This window comes from Allostigmatella hybrida (assembly GCF_020103775.1).
In the GTDB taxonomy this organism is placed as follows: Bacteria; Myxococcota; Myxococcia; order Myxococcales; family Myxococcaceae; genus Hyalangium; species Hyalangium aurantiaca.
Genome location: NZ_JAHXBH010000003.1, coordinates 377,666 through 393,556, shown reverse-complemented (window position 1 = coordinate 393,556; position 15,891 = coordinate 377,666). Strand labels below are relative to the sequence as shown.

The window sequence follows — 15,891 nt, the reverse complement described above, 5'->3', positions numbered from 1 at the left end:
GTTCTGAAGTGCGAACATGACCTGGAAGAGGGGAGAGCGGCTCAGGTCGCGCTGAGGTTGAAGGGCCTCGACGAGCTTCTCGAAGGGCAGGTCCTGGTGAGCGTAGGCGCCCAGGGTGGTGTCGCGGACGCGGGAGAGCAGCTCACGGAAGGAGGGCTCACCGTGCAGGTGTGTGCGAAGGACGAGGGTGTTGACGAAGAAGCCGATGAGAGGCTCGGTCTCCTGGCGGTTGCGGCCGGCGATGGGGGCACCGATGCAGACGTCATCTTGGCCGGAGTAGCGTCCCAGCAGGGACTGGAAGGCCGCCAGCAGCAGCATGAACGGCGTGACCCGCTCTTCGAGGCTCAGGGTCTTCACCCGCTCCGACAGCGCGCGGGACCACCGGACCGGGTGGCTGGCTGCATCGAAGGTCTGAATAGGCGGCCTGGGGCGGTCCGTCGGTAGATCCAACGCCTGTGGCGCCCCTTCGAGGTGCTTCTTCCAGTAGTCCAGCTGGGTTTCCAGGACGCCGCTCTGCAGCCACTGCCGCTGCCACAGGGCGTAGTCCGCGTACTGCAGCGGGAGCGCCTCCAGCGGCGAGGGCTGGTTCTGCTGGAACGCCTCGTAGAGCGCCGTGACCTCCTTGACCAGGAGCCCCACGGACCACCCGTCCGAGACGATGTGGTGCATCGTCAGCACCAGCACGTGCTGATCCTCGGCCAGCTCCAGCAGCACGGCGCGCAAGAGCACGTCATTGGCCAGATCGAAGGGCGCGGAGGCTTCCTCCGCGTAGTGCCCTCGCACCGCCTGCTCGCGTTCCGCAGGGGTGCCCTCCAGCCGGATCCGCTTCAGCGTCAGCTCCGCGGCCTCGGAGACGATCTGGCTCGGCGTTCCCCCTTCCAGCCGGAACGTCGTCCGCAGCGCTTCATGGCGCCGGACGATTTCCTGGAGGCTGCGCTCCAGGGCGGAGGCGTCCAGGGAGCCCGTCAGCCGTACCGCCTTCGAGATGTTGTAGAGCGCGCTGCCCGGCTCCAGCCGGTCCAGGAACCACAGCCGCTGCTGGGCGTAGGACATCGGCAGCGGTCCGCTGCGCGGCACCACCTGGATCGGCGGAGCCTGCGGCTTGCCCTGCTCGCTCGCGGCGGCCTCCACCCGCTTCGCCAGCGCGTGCACCGTGGGCGCCTGGAACAGCTCTTTCAGGGCCAGCTCGACCTGGAAGGCACTCCGCAAGCGGGACATCACCTGCGTGGCCAGCAGGGAGTGGCCGCCGATGTCGAAGAAGCTGTCCTCGGCGCCCACCCGCTCCACGCCCACCACCTGGGCGAAGATGCCCGCGATGAGCTCCTCCGCGGGCGTGCGCGGTGCGACGAAAGCGTTCGCATCCGGCTGCTGGCCGTCCGGAACAGGCAGTGCCTTGCGGTCCACCTTGCCGTTCGCCGTCAGTGGCAGGGACTTCAGGAACACGAAGGCCGCGGGCACCATGTACTCGGGCAACCGCGCCCGGACCTGCTCGCGCAGCACGGTGGCCCCCAGGGCCGCGTTCTTGCCCACGATGTAGGCCACCAGGCGCTTGTCGCCGGGCACATCCTCGCGTGCCAGGACGATCACCTCGGCCACCTCCGGGTGCTGGGCGAGCGCTGCCTCCACCTCGCCCAGCTCGATGCGGAAGCCACGCACCTTCACCTGGGTGTCGAGCCGTCCCAGGTACTCGATGCTGCCGTCCGGCTGGTACCGCCCCTTGTCGCCCGTGCGGTAGAGCCGCGCCCCGGGCTCCGTGCCGAAGGGGTGCGGAATGAACCGCTGCGCCGTCAGCTCCGGCCGCTGCAGGTATCCACGGGCCAGTCCCGCGCCGCCGATGTACAGCTCGCCGGGGACGCCCACGGGAAGGAGCTGCAACCGGGGGCTCAGGACGTAGGCCTGGAGATCCGGAATGGGCACGCCCACGATGCTGCCCGAGGCGCCCTCCGCGTCGGCTGCACTCACCGGGCGGAACGTCACGTGCACCGTCGTCTCGGTGATGCCGTACATGTTGACCAGCTTCGGTTGCTGATCCCCGTGCCGTGCGAACCACGGCCGCAGGCTGGCGAACTCCAACGCCTCGCCGCCGAAGATGACCCACTTGAGGGAAAGGCCTTCGCCCCGGCCCGTCGTCTCCTCCAGCTGGATGAGCTGGCGGAAGGCCGAGGGCGTCTGGTTCAGGACCGTGACCCGCTCCTCGCGGAGCAGCGCGTGGAACGCCTCGGGCGAACGGCTCACCCAGTACGGGACCACCACCACCCGGCCGCCGTACAGCAGGGCGCCCCACAGCTCCCAGACGGAGAAGTCGAACGCGTACGAGTGGAACAGCGTCCACACGTCCTCGGGCCCGAAGTGGTACCAGGGCTCCGTGGCCGTGAAGAGCCGGGCCACCTGCTCGTGTGCGATCTGCGTGCCCTTGGGCCGCCCCGTGGAGCCCGAGGTGTAGATGACGTAGGCCAGCGCCTCCGGTGGCACCGGAACGGCTGGGTTCGTGCCTGGCTCGCGGGCGATGAGCGGCCCGTCCGAGTCGAGGCACACCGTCTCGGCGGAGCCCGGGAGCAACCCCCGCAGCGGCTGCTGGGTCAGCAGGACCTTGACCCCTGCGTCCTGGACCATGAACGCCAGCCGGTCGGCCGGGTAGGCGGGATCCAGCGGGACGTAGGCGCCTCCGGCCTTCAGGATGGCCAGGATTCCCACGGCCATCTCCAGCGAGCGCTCCACGCACAGGCCCACCAGCGACTCCGGCCCCACGCCCCGCTTGATCAGGAAGTGGGCGAGCTGGTTCGCGCGGTGGTTCAGCTCCTGGTACGTGAGGTGCGCTCCCGCGAAGGTGAGCGCGCGTGCGTCCGGAGCGCGCTGGACCTGTGCCTCGAAGAGCGAGTGCAGGCCCTGCTTGCCCGGGAAGTGCGAGGGCGCATTCCACTGCTGGAGGATCTGCTGACGCTCCTCGCCCGTGACGAGGGGCAGCAGGGAGATGGCCTGCCCCGGCTCCGCCACGATTCCTTCGAGCAGGACACGCAGGTTCCCCGCCATGCGGGAGATGACGTCCGCATCGAAGAGATCGGTGTTGTACTCCAGCATCCCCGAGAAGCCCTCGGGGGTGTGGGTCAGGGCCAGCGTCAGATCGAACTTCGCCGATCCGCTCTCGCTCTTCATGTCCCGCAGGACGAGGCCCGGAAGGCTGATGTCCGCCTGAGGCGCGTTCTGAAGTGCGAACATGACCTGGAAGAGGGGGGAGCGGCTCAGGTCGCGCTGAGGCTGGAGGGCCTCGACGAGCTTCTCGAAGGGCAGGTCCTGGTGAGCGTAGGCGCCCAGGGTGGTGTCGCGGACGCGGGAGAGCAGCTCGCGGAAGGAGGGCTCACCGTGAAGCTGGGTGCGCAGGACGAGGGTGTTGACGAAGAAGCCGATGAGAGGCTCGGTCTCCTGGCGGTTGCGGCCGGCGATGGGCGTGCCGACGCTGACGTCGTCCTGGCCCGCGTAGCGCCCCAGCAGCACCTGGAAGGCCGCCAGCAGCAGCATGAAGGGCGTGACGCCCTCGCGCTGGCTCAGCCGGAGGAGCGCCTCGGACAGATCCTTCGGCAACGCCACCCAGTGGATGGCACCCCGGTAGGACTGCTCCGCGCGCCGGGGGCGTGAGGTGGGCAGCTCCAGCAGGTGCGGCGCGCCCGTGAGCGTCTGCTTCCAGTAGGACAGCTCGGACTCCAGCGTCCCACTCTCCAGCCAGCGCTGCTGCCAGTCCGCGTAATCGACGTACTGGAGCGGCAGCTCCGGCAGGGGAGAGGGCTTGCCCGTGGAGAAGCTCTCGTACAGCGCGGCCACCTCGCGGATGAGAACGCCGGTGGACCAGCCATCCGAGACGATGTGGTGCATCGTCACGAGCAGGGCATGGACCTGTTCTTCCATCCGCACCAGGGTGACGCGCAGCAGCGGCCCCCGCTCGAGGTTGAACGGGGCCTGGGCCTCCGTAGCCGCCAGCTTCCTGAGTTCGGCCTCCCGGGTGGACTCGGGCAGGTGCCGCAGGTCCACCTGATGGAGTGGCACCTCCGCCGTGGGGGAGATGACGAGGATGGGCTTGCCCTGCTCGGCACGGAACGTCGTCCGCAGCGGCTCGTGGCGGCGGACCACCTCCTGGAAGCTGCGCTCCAGGGCCGTGGCGTCCAGGGCCCCCTCGATGCGCATGGCTGCGGGGATGTTGTAGGAGGCGTTGCCCTGTCCGAACTGCTCCAGGAACCAGAGCCGGTGCTGCGCGAAGGACAGCGGGAGCGCCCCTCCCCGGGGAATGCGTACCAGCGGCGGCCTGCTCGCGCCCTGACTCTCCCGGCGCGACCGTTCCACCCGCTCCGCGAGCCGGGCGACCGTCGGGGCCTCGAAGAAGTCCCGGACCGACACCTCGGCCTGGAAGGCATCCCGGATGCGGACGATGGCCTGCATCGCCAGCAGTGAGTGTCCTCCGCGCAGGAAGAAGTCGTCGTGGATGCCCATGCGCGGCATGTCCAGCACCAGCGCCAGGACTCCCGCCAGCAGCTCCTCCGTGGGTGTCCGCGGCGCGACGTAGTGCCCCTCCGCCGTCCGCTCTCCCTCGGGGGTGGGCAGGGCCTTGCGATCCACCTTGCCGTTGGGGGTCAGCGGCAACCGCTCCAGCGTCACGAAGGCGGAGGGCACCATGTACTCCGGCAGCCGCGTCAGCAGGTGCTCCCGCAGCTCGCTGGCCGTGGGCGCCGGGCCCTGGCTGGCCACGTAGCCCACCAGCCTCCGCTCCGCGCCCTCCTGCCTCACCACGACCGCGGCTTCCTTCACCGCGGGGTGCTCTCCGAGCACCGACTCCACCTCTCCCAGCTCGATGCGGAAGCCGCGGATCTTCACCTGCTCGTCGCGCCGTCCCAGGTACTCCAGCGCCCCGTGCTCACTCCACCGGGCCACGTCTCCGGTCCGGTACAGCCGCTGTCCGGGCTCGAGGCTGAACGGATCCGGCACGAAGCGCTCCGCCGTCAGCTCCGGGCGGTTCACGTACCCCCGCGCCACGCCCGCGCCTCCCACGTACAGCTCGCCCGGCACTCCCCGGGGCGTGGGCTGGCCATGCGCGTCCAGCACGTACAGCGCCGTGTTGGCGATGGGGCGGCCGATGGAGACCGAGACCGAGCCGGACAGCGCCTCTCCCGGCCGGACCTCATGGATGCTGCACCCCACGACCGTCTCGGTCGGGCCGTACTCGTTGATGAAGCGCGTGCCCGGCGCACGCTCCCGCCAGGGGGCCAGCATGGCCGAGGTCAGGGCCTCGCCGCCGATGACGAAGCAGCGCACCTTGCCCGCGACGTCCACGTCCCTGAGTTGCAGCTCCAGCAGCGAGAGCTGGGTGGGGGTCAGCTTGACGATGGAGTAGTTGCTTCCCGTGCGCAGCACGTTCGCCAGCGCCTCGCCGCCCTTGCCCTCGGGCACCAGCACCGCCCGGCCCCCCGTCATCAGCGGGGTCAGCAGGCTGGTGATGGTCAGGTCGAAGCCCAGCGGCGAGTGCACGGGAGCGCCTTCGCCTCCCGCCGCCTCGTACGCCTCGCTGCTCCAGACGAGGTAGTTGACGGCGCCCCCATGGGTCACCATCACGCCCTTGGGTTTTCCGGTACTGCCCGAGGTGTAGAGCACGTAGGCCAGGCTGCCGGAGTCCAGAGGCACGCCGAGGTTGCCGGTGTCCTCCTGGCTCAGGTCCACCTCGTCCAGACACACCCGGGGCAGCTCCGTCCGGGGCAACTGCTCCCGGATCGAGGCGTGCTCCACCAGGGCCCGTGCCCCACTGCTCTCCAGAATGTAGGCCAGGCGTTCGGTGGGGTAGCTCGGGTCGAGCGGCACGTACGCTCCGCCCGCCTTGAGGATGCCCAGCAAGCCCACGACCATGTCGAGGCGCCGCTGGAGCGCCAGGCCCACCCGCACCTCGGGCCCCACGCCCAGGCGTTGGAGGTGGCGCGCGAGCTGGTTGGCCCGTGCGTTCAGCTCCCGGTAGCTCAGCGTCTGGCCGGAGAACTCCACCGCGATGGCGTCCGGTGTCCGGCCCGCCTGCGCCTCGAACAGGGCGCGGACGTCCGTGTGCGCCCGGGGTGCGGTACGGGTGGCATTCCACTCGGTCAGGAGCTGCTGCTTCTCCTGGGCGCCCAGCAGCGGCAGCTGCTCGTAGCGGCCCTCGGGACGCAGGGCCATCTCCGACAGCGTCCGCAGGTAGTAGCCCGCGATCTCATCGAGCTGCGCCGCATCCCATTCCCGGCCGTTGCTGCGCAACGTCAGCTTCAAGCTCTGCGACTCGGGATTCACGCTGAACGTCGTGTCCAGCGGCAGATCCAACCAGGACGTCTCCTGGTACGGCTCGACGAGGCGCACCCCCTCGATGTGAGAGAGGCCCTCGGAGACGTGGAAGTGGACGAAGTTGAAGAGCGTCTCGAACAGCGGCTGCCCGCCGAGCTGCTGGCGCAGCCGGGCCATTGGGTAGCGGCGGTGGGGCATCAGTCCCCGCTCTTGGGCCACCACGTCCTGGACCAGCTCTACCCACGTGCCGCCCCCGAGCCGCATGCAGAACGGGACGCTGTTCAGGAACAGCCCCAGCACCCGCTCGCCGTCCTCCACTTCCGGGCGCCCGTTCGACACGAAGCCAGTCACCACCTCGGGTGAGCCATCGAGCAGGCTGCGGACGCGCAGGTGTGCGGCAAGGAGGACGTTCTTGAGCGGCGCTCCCGCCTGGTGAGCCAGCGCGCGCAGGCCCCGGGAGACTTCCTCGGCGAGCGGTATCTCGCGGAAGAGGAGCGGGCTGGAGCCCTCCGTCACAGGACGGCGCCGCCCGGCACTCGCCGAGCCCGCCCGCGACATCTGGGCCAGCTGCTCGCTCCAGTAACGCTGGGCGTCCGCTGACTCGGAGGTCTGGCGCTCGAGCGCCACGAAGTCGCGGTACGACGCGGCCAGCGGATCCACGGGCAGCGCAGAGCCTCGGCGCGCCGCCAGGTACCGGGGGAAAAGCTCGGCCAGCAGCGAGGCAAAGCTCCAGCCGTCGAGGATCGCGTGGTGGAAAATGACCGAGAGCTGGGCCGTGCGTGCGCTGCGCCGGTGCAGCGCGAAGCGGATCAGCGGGGCCCGATCCCAGGTGAAGGGTCGGCTGCGCTCCTGTTCGAGCCACTGGACCAGGAAGGCGGACTGCTCGGCCTGGGACAGGTGGGTAAGGTCCTCCTCATGCAGGGGCACCTCCACCTCGCGGTGGACGACCTGCAAGGGGATGCCATAGCGGGCCAGATCGAACGAGGTCCGCAGCACCGCGTGCCGCTGGGACAGCTCGCGCAGGACTTGCCGCAGCGTCCCGGCGTCCGCATCCAGCTCCAGGTGGAAGCTGAAGGCGTCGTGGTAGAGCGCGGTCTCCTGGCTGTACTCGCTCTGGAAGAGCATGCCGGCCTGGAGCACCGCGAGCGGGTAGGCCTCCACGGCATCCGCGGGCAGCCGGGCGCGATCCGCCGGGGACACGAGCGCGAAGGGCTCGTAGGACACCGTCGAGACGGGGGCCGCGTCCTGGATGGACTCGGCGATGGCGCGGACGGTCTGTTTCTCCAGGAGCGTCGACACGGACAGCTCCAACCCGCGCTCGCGGCAACGTGCCACGAACTGGATGGCCCGGATCGAATCACCGCCCAGGTCGAAGAAGCTGTCGTCGATGCCCACCGTCTCCACGCCCAGAACCTCGGAGCCCACGGCGGCCAGGATCTTCTCGGCGGGGGTTCGAGGCGCCTCGTAGGCCTTGCCCAGCTCGGGCCGGGAGCCGTCCGGGGCGGGCAGCGCGCGGCGGTCGACCTTGCCGTTGACCGTGAGCGGCAGCGCCTCCATCACCACGAGGACCGCGGGCACCATGTAGGAGGGCAGCTTGTCCGACAGGAACTCCTTCATCCCGTCGATGGCCAGCGTCTCGTCCTCCGCGAGCGTGACGTAGGCCACCAGGGACTTCTCGCCCGCGATCTCGTGCACGGTCACGGCGGCGTCCTGCACCGCCGGGTGGCGCCGCAGGGCGGACTCGATCTCTCCGGGTTCGATGCGGAAGCCACGCACCTTCACCTGGTTGTCAACGCGGCCGAGGAACTCCAGCGTGCCGTCCCGCCGCATGCGGCACAGGTCCCCGGTGCGGTACATCCGGTCTCCCGGCGTGCCGCTGAAGGGGTTGGGCAGGAAGCGCTCTGCGGTCAGTTCGGGCTGGTGGAGGTAGCCGTGGGCGAGCCCGTCTCCCGCCGCATAGAGTTCTCCGGGCGAGCCGATGGGCACCTGTTCCAGGGCCGCATTGAGCACATACACCCGGGTTCCCGGAATGGGGTGGCCCAGGGGCACGCTGGAGCGGAGCTCCTCACGGCGGGTCACCGGGAAGCAGCAGGTGAAGGTGGTGTTCTCCGTGGGGCCGTAGCCGTTGATGACCCGGCACGCCGGGTGGGCTTCCAGCACCTGGGCCACGTGCGGCGGGGAGAGCACATCGCCGCCGGCCAGCAACTGGCGCACGGGCGCCAGCACGCCGAGGTGCGAATCGACGAGCTGGTGGAACAACCCTGCCGTCAGCCACAGCGTGTTCACTTGCTCGCGCTGGATCAGCTCGCCCAGGCCGTCGAGTGACGGCGGGGTGGGCGGCGCGAGAACCAACCGGCCCCCGTTCAGCAGGGCGCCCCAGATCTCGAACGTGGAGGCGTCAAAGGCAAGCGGCGCCAACTGCAGCAGCGTCTCTTCCGGAGAGAGGCGTACGTAGCCGGGTTCGAGCACCAGCCGCAGGATGCCCCGGTGGGGCACGGCGACGCCCTTGGGGGTCCCCGTGGAGCCCGAGGTGAACAGCACGTAGGCCTCGGAGTCCGGGCCCACCGTGTGAGAGGGGTTGTGTCCGGGCTGACGGGCGATCGCCTCTTGGTCGGTGTCGACGCACACGAGCTGGATCCACTGGGCGGGCAGCTCGTCGGCGATCTCCGACCGGGTCACGATCGCCGCGGGCTGTGCCTCCTCCAGCAGGAAGCTCACGCGCTCCGCCGGATAGCTCGCGTCCAGCGGCACGTAAGAGCCACCAGCCTTGAGAATCGCCAGCAGGCCAATCACCATCTCCAGCGAACGCTCCAGCGACAGGGCCACCCGGCTTCCGGCCCCCACGCCGATTCCGCGCAGGTGGTGTGCGAGCTGATTGGCCCGGCGGTTGAGCTCCCCGTAGGTGAGTGTCCGCCCCTCGAAGGTGACGGCGATGGCGTCAGGAGTCAGCTCCGCGCGCTGCTCGAAGCGAGCAGGAACGGAGGCTCCGGGTTGGACGCGGTTCGGTGTCTCGTTCCAGGCCGCGAGCCGCCGGTGCTCCTCGCCGGTGAGCATGGGCAGGGTGTCGATGCGCCGCGTGGGCGCGGCGGCCACCGTGCGCGCCAGCACGAGGAAGTGCTCCCACAGGCGCTCCATCGCCTCGCCGTCGAAGACGTCCGTGTTGTACTCGGCGGTGACGGTCAAGCCCTCGCTGCCGGGCACGAAGATGAGCAGCAGGTCCCAGCGCGCGAGCCCGTTGCTCTCGCCCTCCATCAGCTCCAGGGTGAGCCCAGGGAGCTGCATGGCGGGCATGGGCGCGTTCTCAAGAACGAGCTTGGCCTGGAAGAGCGGCTGGCCCGTGGCGGTGCGCTGCGTCCGCAGCTCCTGGACGAGCCGACCGAAGGGGGTGTCCTGGTGCTCGTAGGCCTCCAGGGCCACCTGGCGCACGCGGCCGAGGAGCTCCTGGAAGGTGGGCGCGCCCTCCATGCGGGTGCGCAGGACGAGCTGGTTGGTGAAGAAGCCGATGAGGCCTTCCAGCTCGTCACGCCCACGGTTGGCGATGTCGGTGCCGACCGCGATGTCGTCCTGCCCGGTGTAGCGCTGGAGCAGGACGTTGAACACGGCGAGCAGCGACATGAACAGCGTGGCGCCTTCGCGCTGGGCCAGCGCTTCGAGCTGGGTGGCCAGCTCGCCGGGGAGGAAGAAGTGCTGGCCTCCTCCGTGGAAGCGCTCGCCCGGAGGACGGGGCGCGTCCGTGCGGAACTGCAGCGTGGGAACCTCCGCGAGCTGCTGCCGCCAGTACGCGAGGTTCTCCGTCAGCACGCCGGACTGGAGCCAGTCACGGTGCCACGCCGCATAGTCGGCGTACTGGAACGCCAGCTCCGGCAGGGACGAGGGCACACCCTGGCTGTGGGCGCCGTAAAGCGCCGCGAGCTCGCGCAGGAACACGCCGCCCGACCACCCGTCGGAGACGATGTGGTGCAGCGTCAAGCACAGCACGTGCTCCTGGCCACTCAGCCGGATGAGCAGCGTGCGCAGGAGCGGGCCCTGTTCCAGCGCGAACGGGTGCTTGGCCTCTTCACGTGCCAGGTGCCGTGCCTGGGCCTCGGCCTCCTGGGGCGGGAGGGCACTCAGGTCCACGAGCGGCACATCCACGGGGCCCGGAGGCAGAATCACCTGCACCGGGTTTCCGTCCACCTCGCGGAAGACCGTCCGCAGCGCCTCGTGGCGGCGGACAATCCCGGAGAGGGCGCTCGTCAGCGCCGGGGGATGGAGCGCGCCGCGCATCCTCAGCGCGGCGGGGACGTTGTAGATGGGCGAGCCCGGGGACAGCTTGTCGGCCAGCCACAGCCGCTCCTGGGCCAGCGACAAGGGCATGGGCGCGGTGCGCGGGACCCGGAGCAGCGGCGGCAGCGCCTTCGCCGAGGGGGTGGCCTCGTCGATGCGGCGGGCCATCGCGGCCACGTTGGGCGCATCGATCAGGAGGGTGCGCAGCGGCAGCTCCACGCCAAAGGCGCTGCGGATGCGGGCGATCACCCGGGCGGCCATGAGCGAGTGCCCGCCCAGCTCGAAGAAGCTGTCGTAGAGGCCCACGCGGCCGGTCTGCAGCACCTGCTCCCAGATTTCCGCCAGCTTGCGTTCCGTGTCCGTCCGCGGAGCGGTGTATTCGCGCCCCAGGGTGGAGCGCCCGTCCTCCGGCGGTGGCAGGGCCTTGTGATCGAGCTTTCCGTGATGTGACAGCGGAAGCGCTTCGAGCCGCACGAAGGCGGCGGGAACCATGTACTCCGGCAGCCTCCCCGTCAGCAGGCCGCGCAGCTCGCGCACCGCCTCGGCAGGTGCCACCACATACGCCACCAGCCGCGGGTTGCCCGGGGTGTCCTCGCGGAGGATGACCGCTGCCTCGCGGACGCCCGGCTGATCGCGCAGCACGGCCTCGATCTCGCCCGGTTCGATCCGGTAGCCGCGCAGCTTTACCTGGTTGTCGATGCGCCCCACGTACTCGAGGCCACCGTCCGGCAGGAAGCGGACCCGGTCTCCCGTGCGGTACAGCCGGGCGCCCGGCGTGGTGCTGAAGGGGTGCGGCACGAAGCGCTCGGCGGTGAGCTCGGGCCGGCCCAGGTAGCCGCGCGCCAGGCCCACACCCGCCACGCATAGCTCGCCCGGCACGCCCACGGGGACGGGCTGGAAGGCCTCATCCAGCACGTACACCTGGACGTGGGCCAGGGGCCGTCCGAGCGTCGGACGCGAGGGGTCCATCCGGGGATTGAGGGTCGCGCAGACCGTGACTTCGGTCGGGCCGTAGGCGTTGACGAAGCGCACCCGCTCGGCCCATCGCGTGGCCAGGTCGGCCGGGCAGGCCTCTCCGGCCGAGAGCACGGTCCGGAGGCTGGGCACCTCCGAGGGCTCGAGCTGCGCGAGAATGGATGGGGTCAGCGTGACGACGGTGATGGCCTGCTCGCGCAGGGTCTCGGCGAGCGGAGCGCCGGGCAGCAGCTTCTCCTTGGGCACCAGACACAGCGTGGCCCCCGAGAGCAGCGGGGGGAAGATGTCCGAGACCGCCGCGTCGAAGCTCAGCGCGAAGAACTGCAGCAGGCGGCTGTCCACCCCGAGCTGCATGACCGCGAGCGTCTCCCGCGCGGTGTTGCACAGGCCCCGGTGTTCGAGGAGCGTTCCCTTGGGGCGGCCCGTCGAGCCCGACGTGTAGATGACGTAGGCCAGGTTCCTGCTGGTGGCCCCGCCCGCCAGGTCTTCCGCAGACTCCCGGGCGGCTTCCCCGGCCAGGTCATCGAGGCACAGCGCCTGTCCCACGGACTCGCCCAGCCGCGTGAGCAGCGAGCGGCGCGTGAGGACGAGCGGCGCGCGCGTATCGTTCAGGATGAAGGCCAGACGCTCGGAGGGCAGGGTGGGATCGAGCGGGACATAGGCTCCTCCCGCCTTGAGGATCGCCAACAGCCCCACGACCATGTCGAGCGAACGTTCGAGGCACAGTCCAACGAGCACGTCAGGACCCACGCCGCGCCGGCGCAACAGCCGCGCGAGCTGGTTGGCCTGGGCATTGAGCTCGCGGTAGCGGAGCTGCGTGCCTTCGAAGGTGAGCGCCACGGCCTCGGGTGTCCGCGAGGCCTGTGCCTCGAACAGACGGTGGGCACAGAGCTCCTCGGGCTCACCGGCGCGCGTTCCACTCCAATCCACGAGTAGCTGATGGCGCTCGGTTTCGTCGAGCAGGCTCAACTCCGCCAGCGGGGCGGAGGGGCGAGCCACCGCGGCTTCGAGCAGGCGGCCCAGGTGTGTGACGAGTTGCCGCGCAGTCTCTCCGGTGAAGAGGTCCGTGCTGTACTCCAGCCTGCCGGACAGCCCACCGGCCCGCTCCGAAAGCGCGAGGTGCAGATCGTTCGCGATCAGCCGGTTCGGCAGCTCCAGCCGCCGCAGCTCGATGCCTGGCAGGGTGTGCTCGGTGAGCGGATCCGGCTCGATGGCCAGCACCACCTGGAACAGAGGCGAGGCGCCCTGATGGCGCGCGGGCCGAAGCGCTTCCACCAGCTTCTCGAAGGGCAGCTCCTGATGGGCGTACGCCTCGAGCGTCACGTCCCGCACCCGCGCAAGCAGCTCGCGGAAGGTGGACACCCCCGTGAGCCGGGTTCGCAGGACGAGCGTGTTGACGAAGAATCCCACGAGCGCCTGCGTCTCCGAGCGGTCGCGGCCCGCGATGGGTGCCCCCACGCAGAGGTCTTCCTGGCCCGAGTAGCGGGACAGGAGGAGCTGATACGCGGACAGCAGGACGACAAAGGGGGAGACGCCCTGCTCACGCGCCAGGGCCCGGACCCGGTCCATGAGCTGTGCGCTCCACTGCACCTCCACGCTCGCGCCCTGGTGGCTGGACACCGGGGGCCGGGGATTCGCCACGGCCAGATCGAGCACCGCGGGCGCCCCTTCGAGCTGCCCTCGCCAGTACCGGAGGTGCTCCTCCAGGGCGCCGCCCTGGAGACGTCCCCGCTGCCACGCCCCATAGTCGGAGTACTGAATGGGCAGCGCGGGCAAGGACGCGGGCTTGCCCGCCGTGTGGGCCTCGTAGAGCGCCGCCACCTCGCGGACGAGCACGCTCATCGACCAGCCGTCCGAGACGATGTGGTGCACCGTCAGGATGAGCACATGCTCATCCTCGTGGGTGCGCAGCAGCACCGCCCGCAGGAGCGGTCCGTGGGCCAGATCGAAGGGCAGGAGCGCCTCGGCGCTGGCGCGCCGCTGGACCTCCTGTTCGCGCTCGGCGGACGGACGCGGGCGCAGGTCCTCGGTCACGAGCTGGAAGGACGCATCCGGGGCGATGACCAGGACCGCCGGTTCCTCGGAGTCCGTGGCGCGGAAGGTGGTGCGCAGCGCCTCGTGGCGGCGCACGATGTCCTGGAAGGTGCGCTCCAGCGCTGGGACGTTCAGGCTTCCCTTCAGCCGGACCGCCGCGGCGATGTTGTACAGGGCGCTGCCGGGCTCGATGCGGTCCAGCAACCACAGCCGTTCCTGGGCGGGGGACAGCAGGGGCGGTGTCCCGTCTGCCCTGCGCGGAATCGGAGGCTGGACCGCGGTCTCGGCCGCGCGGCGCTGGTGGAGCAGCCGGGCCAGCTCGGTGAGCGTCGGCCCCCGGAGCAGCTCCTCCATGCGCACGGCAACGCCCGCATCCGTTTCCAGCTCATGCCCCAGCTCGAGCGCGGTGAGCGAGTCGAAGCCGAAGCTCGTGATGGGCAGGGCGGCATCCAGCTCCGCGTGCCGGACGCGCAGGCGCCGGGCGAGCCGGATCCGCAACCACGCGGTGGTCTCCTCCAGGGAGGCTCCCGCAGCCAGCACCGGGGCGTCCTGGACCGAAGCGTCCTGCCCGTTCGCCAGGGCCTCCTGCTGCTCCGCTTGCCAGGCCGAGACAACGGCGAGCTCGCCCGCGCTGAAACCCGCGCGGGTGGCATGGCGCTGGATCTTGCCGCTGGAGGTCTTGGGAATGCTGCCGGGCTCGATCAGCACGAGCGCGTGGAGTTGGACTTCGTGCAGCTCCGCCAGCCGCTGGCGCACCAGGGCGGTCACCTCGGCGGGGTCCGTCAGCTTGCGCGGATCCACTTCCTGAACGATGACGAGCCGCTCTTCGCCCTCGACATCCACCGAGAAGGCCGCCGAGCACCCCGGCCGCATCGCGGGGTGGCTCTGTTCCACCGTCAGCTCGACATCCTGGGGGTAGATGTTCCGGCCCCGGAGGATGATGAGATCCTTGAGCCGCCCCGAGATGAACAGCTGGCCCTCGTGGAAGAACCCGAGGTCTCCCGTGCGCAAGAAGGTCTTCTGGGGGGCCCCGGCCACCCGCGCCTGGAACGTGCGCGCCGTCTCCTCGGGCCGGGCCCAGTAGCCTTGGGCCACGCTGTGGCTGGAGACCCAGATCTCTCCAATGGTGCCCGGTGCGCACGGCGTGCCGTCCGAGGGGGAGACGATCCGGATGTCCTCGCCCGGCAGGACTCCACCGCAGCCGACGAGGGTCTGTTCCTGTGCGCTCCCACCCGGCACCGCCTGTCCGAGCGACAGGGCCTTGGCGTCGAAGGAACGCTGGACGGTGGGGGCGCCCTTCTTGGCGCCCGAGACGAGCAGCGTCGCCTCGGCCAGGCCGTAGCACGCGTAGAAGGCGTTGGGGTCGAACCCGCTCGGCGCGAAGGCCTCCGCGAAGCGTGCCAGCGTCTCGGGCCGGATGGGCTCGGCACCGCTGAACGCCACTTCCCAGCGGCGCAGATCGAGCGCCTGCCGCTGCTCCGGCGTGCTCTTGCGGACGCACAGATCGAACGCGAAGTTCGGGCCTCCGCTCACGGTGCCCCCGAAGCGCGACACGGCCTCGAGCCACATCATGGGGCGCTTGAGGAAGTCGAGCGGGGACATCAGGACCGCCTGATACCCGGCGTAGAACGGCTGGAGGATGCCGCCGATGAGCCCCATGTCATGGTAGGGCGGCAGCCAGATGATGGCCGAGGAGTCCGTCCGGGTCTCGAACGCGCGGTGGATGAGCTCCAGGTTGTGCAGCAGGTTGCCGTGGCTGAGCATCACCCCCTTGGGGGTGCCCGTGGAGCCCGAGGTGTACTGGAGGAAGGCCAGCGTGCCGGACGCGGACTCGGGCGGTTGCCAGTCGAGCCCCTGCGGCTCGGGAAGCGTGTCGGTGGCCACCCAATGGAGCTCCTTGAGCTCCGGCGCCTGCTCGAACAGCATCTCGGCGAACGAGGCGATGAATGACGTGGTGAGGACCACCGTCGCCTGCGCGTCCGCGATGACCTTCCGGAGCCGCGGCAGTGTCCGTCCCAGCCGCATCGGGTCCGGTGGATAGGCCGGTACCGCGGTCCGCTGGGAGTACAGGCACCCGAAGAAGCCCGCGATGTATTGAAGTCCCGGCGGGTAGAGCAGGACGACCCGTGCTCCGGGGCGGGATACCTCCGTCAACGCCTCCCCGATGCGGCGAGCCCAGCGGTCGAGCTCTCCGTGCGTCATCGCGCTGTCGGAACCGTCCTCCTCCAGGAACGTGTAGAGCCGGGAGTCGGGTTGGGTACCGGCTCGCTGGCGGAGCAGTTCAACCAGTGAAGCGGGAGAACGGGAGGACGCGCGATGCGCAACGGACAT

Annotated in this window: 1 protein-coding gene (running past one end of the window); it reads right to left on the bottom strand. The window is 70.3% G+C overall.

The annotated features are described in order from the left end of the window. Positions 1–15,891, bottom strand: the 5' portion of a protein-coding gene (locus KY661_RS08645) for a non-ribosomal peptide synthase/polyketide synthase (protein WP_225409747.1). It extends 2,184 nt beyond the left edge of the window; the window shows 15,891 of its 18,075 coding nt (coding positions 1–15,891); it begins with the start codon at positions 15,889–15,891; the stop codon falls past the left edge of the window.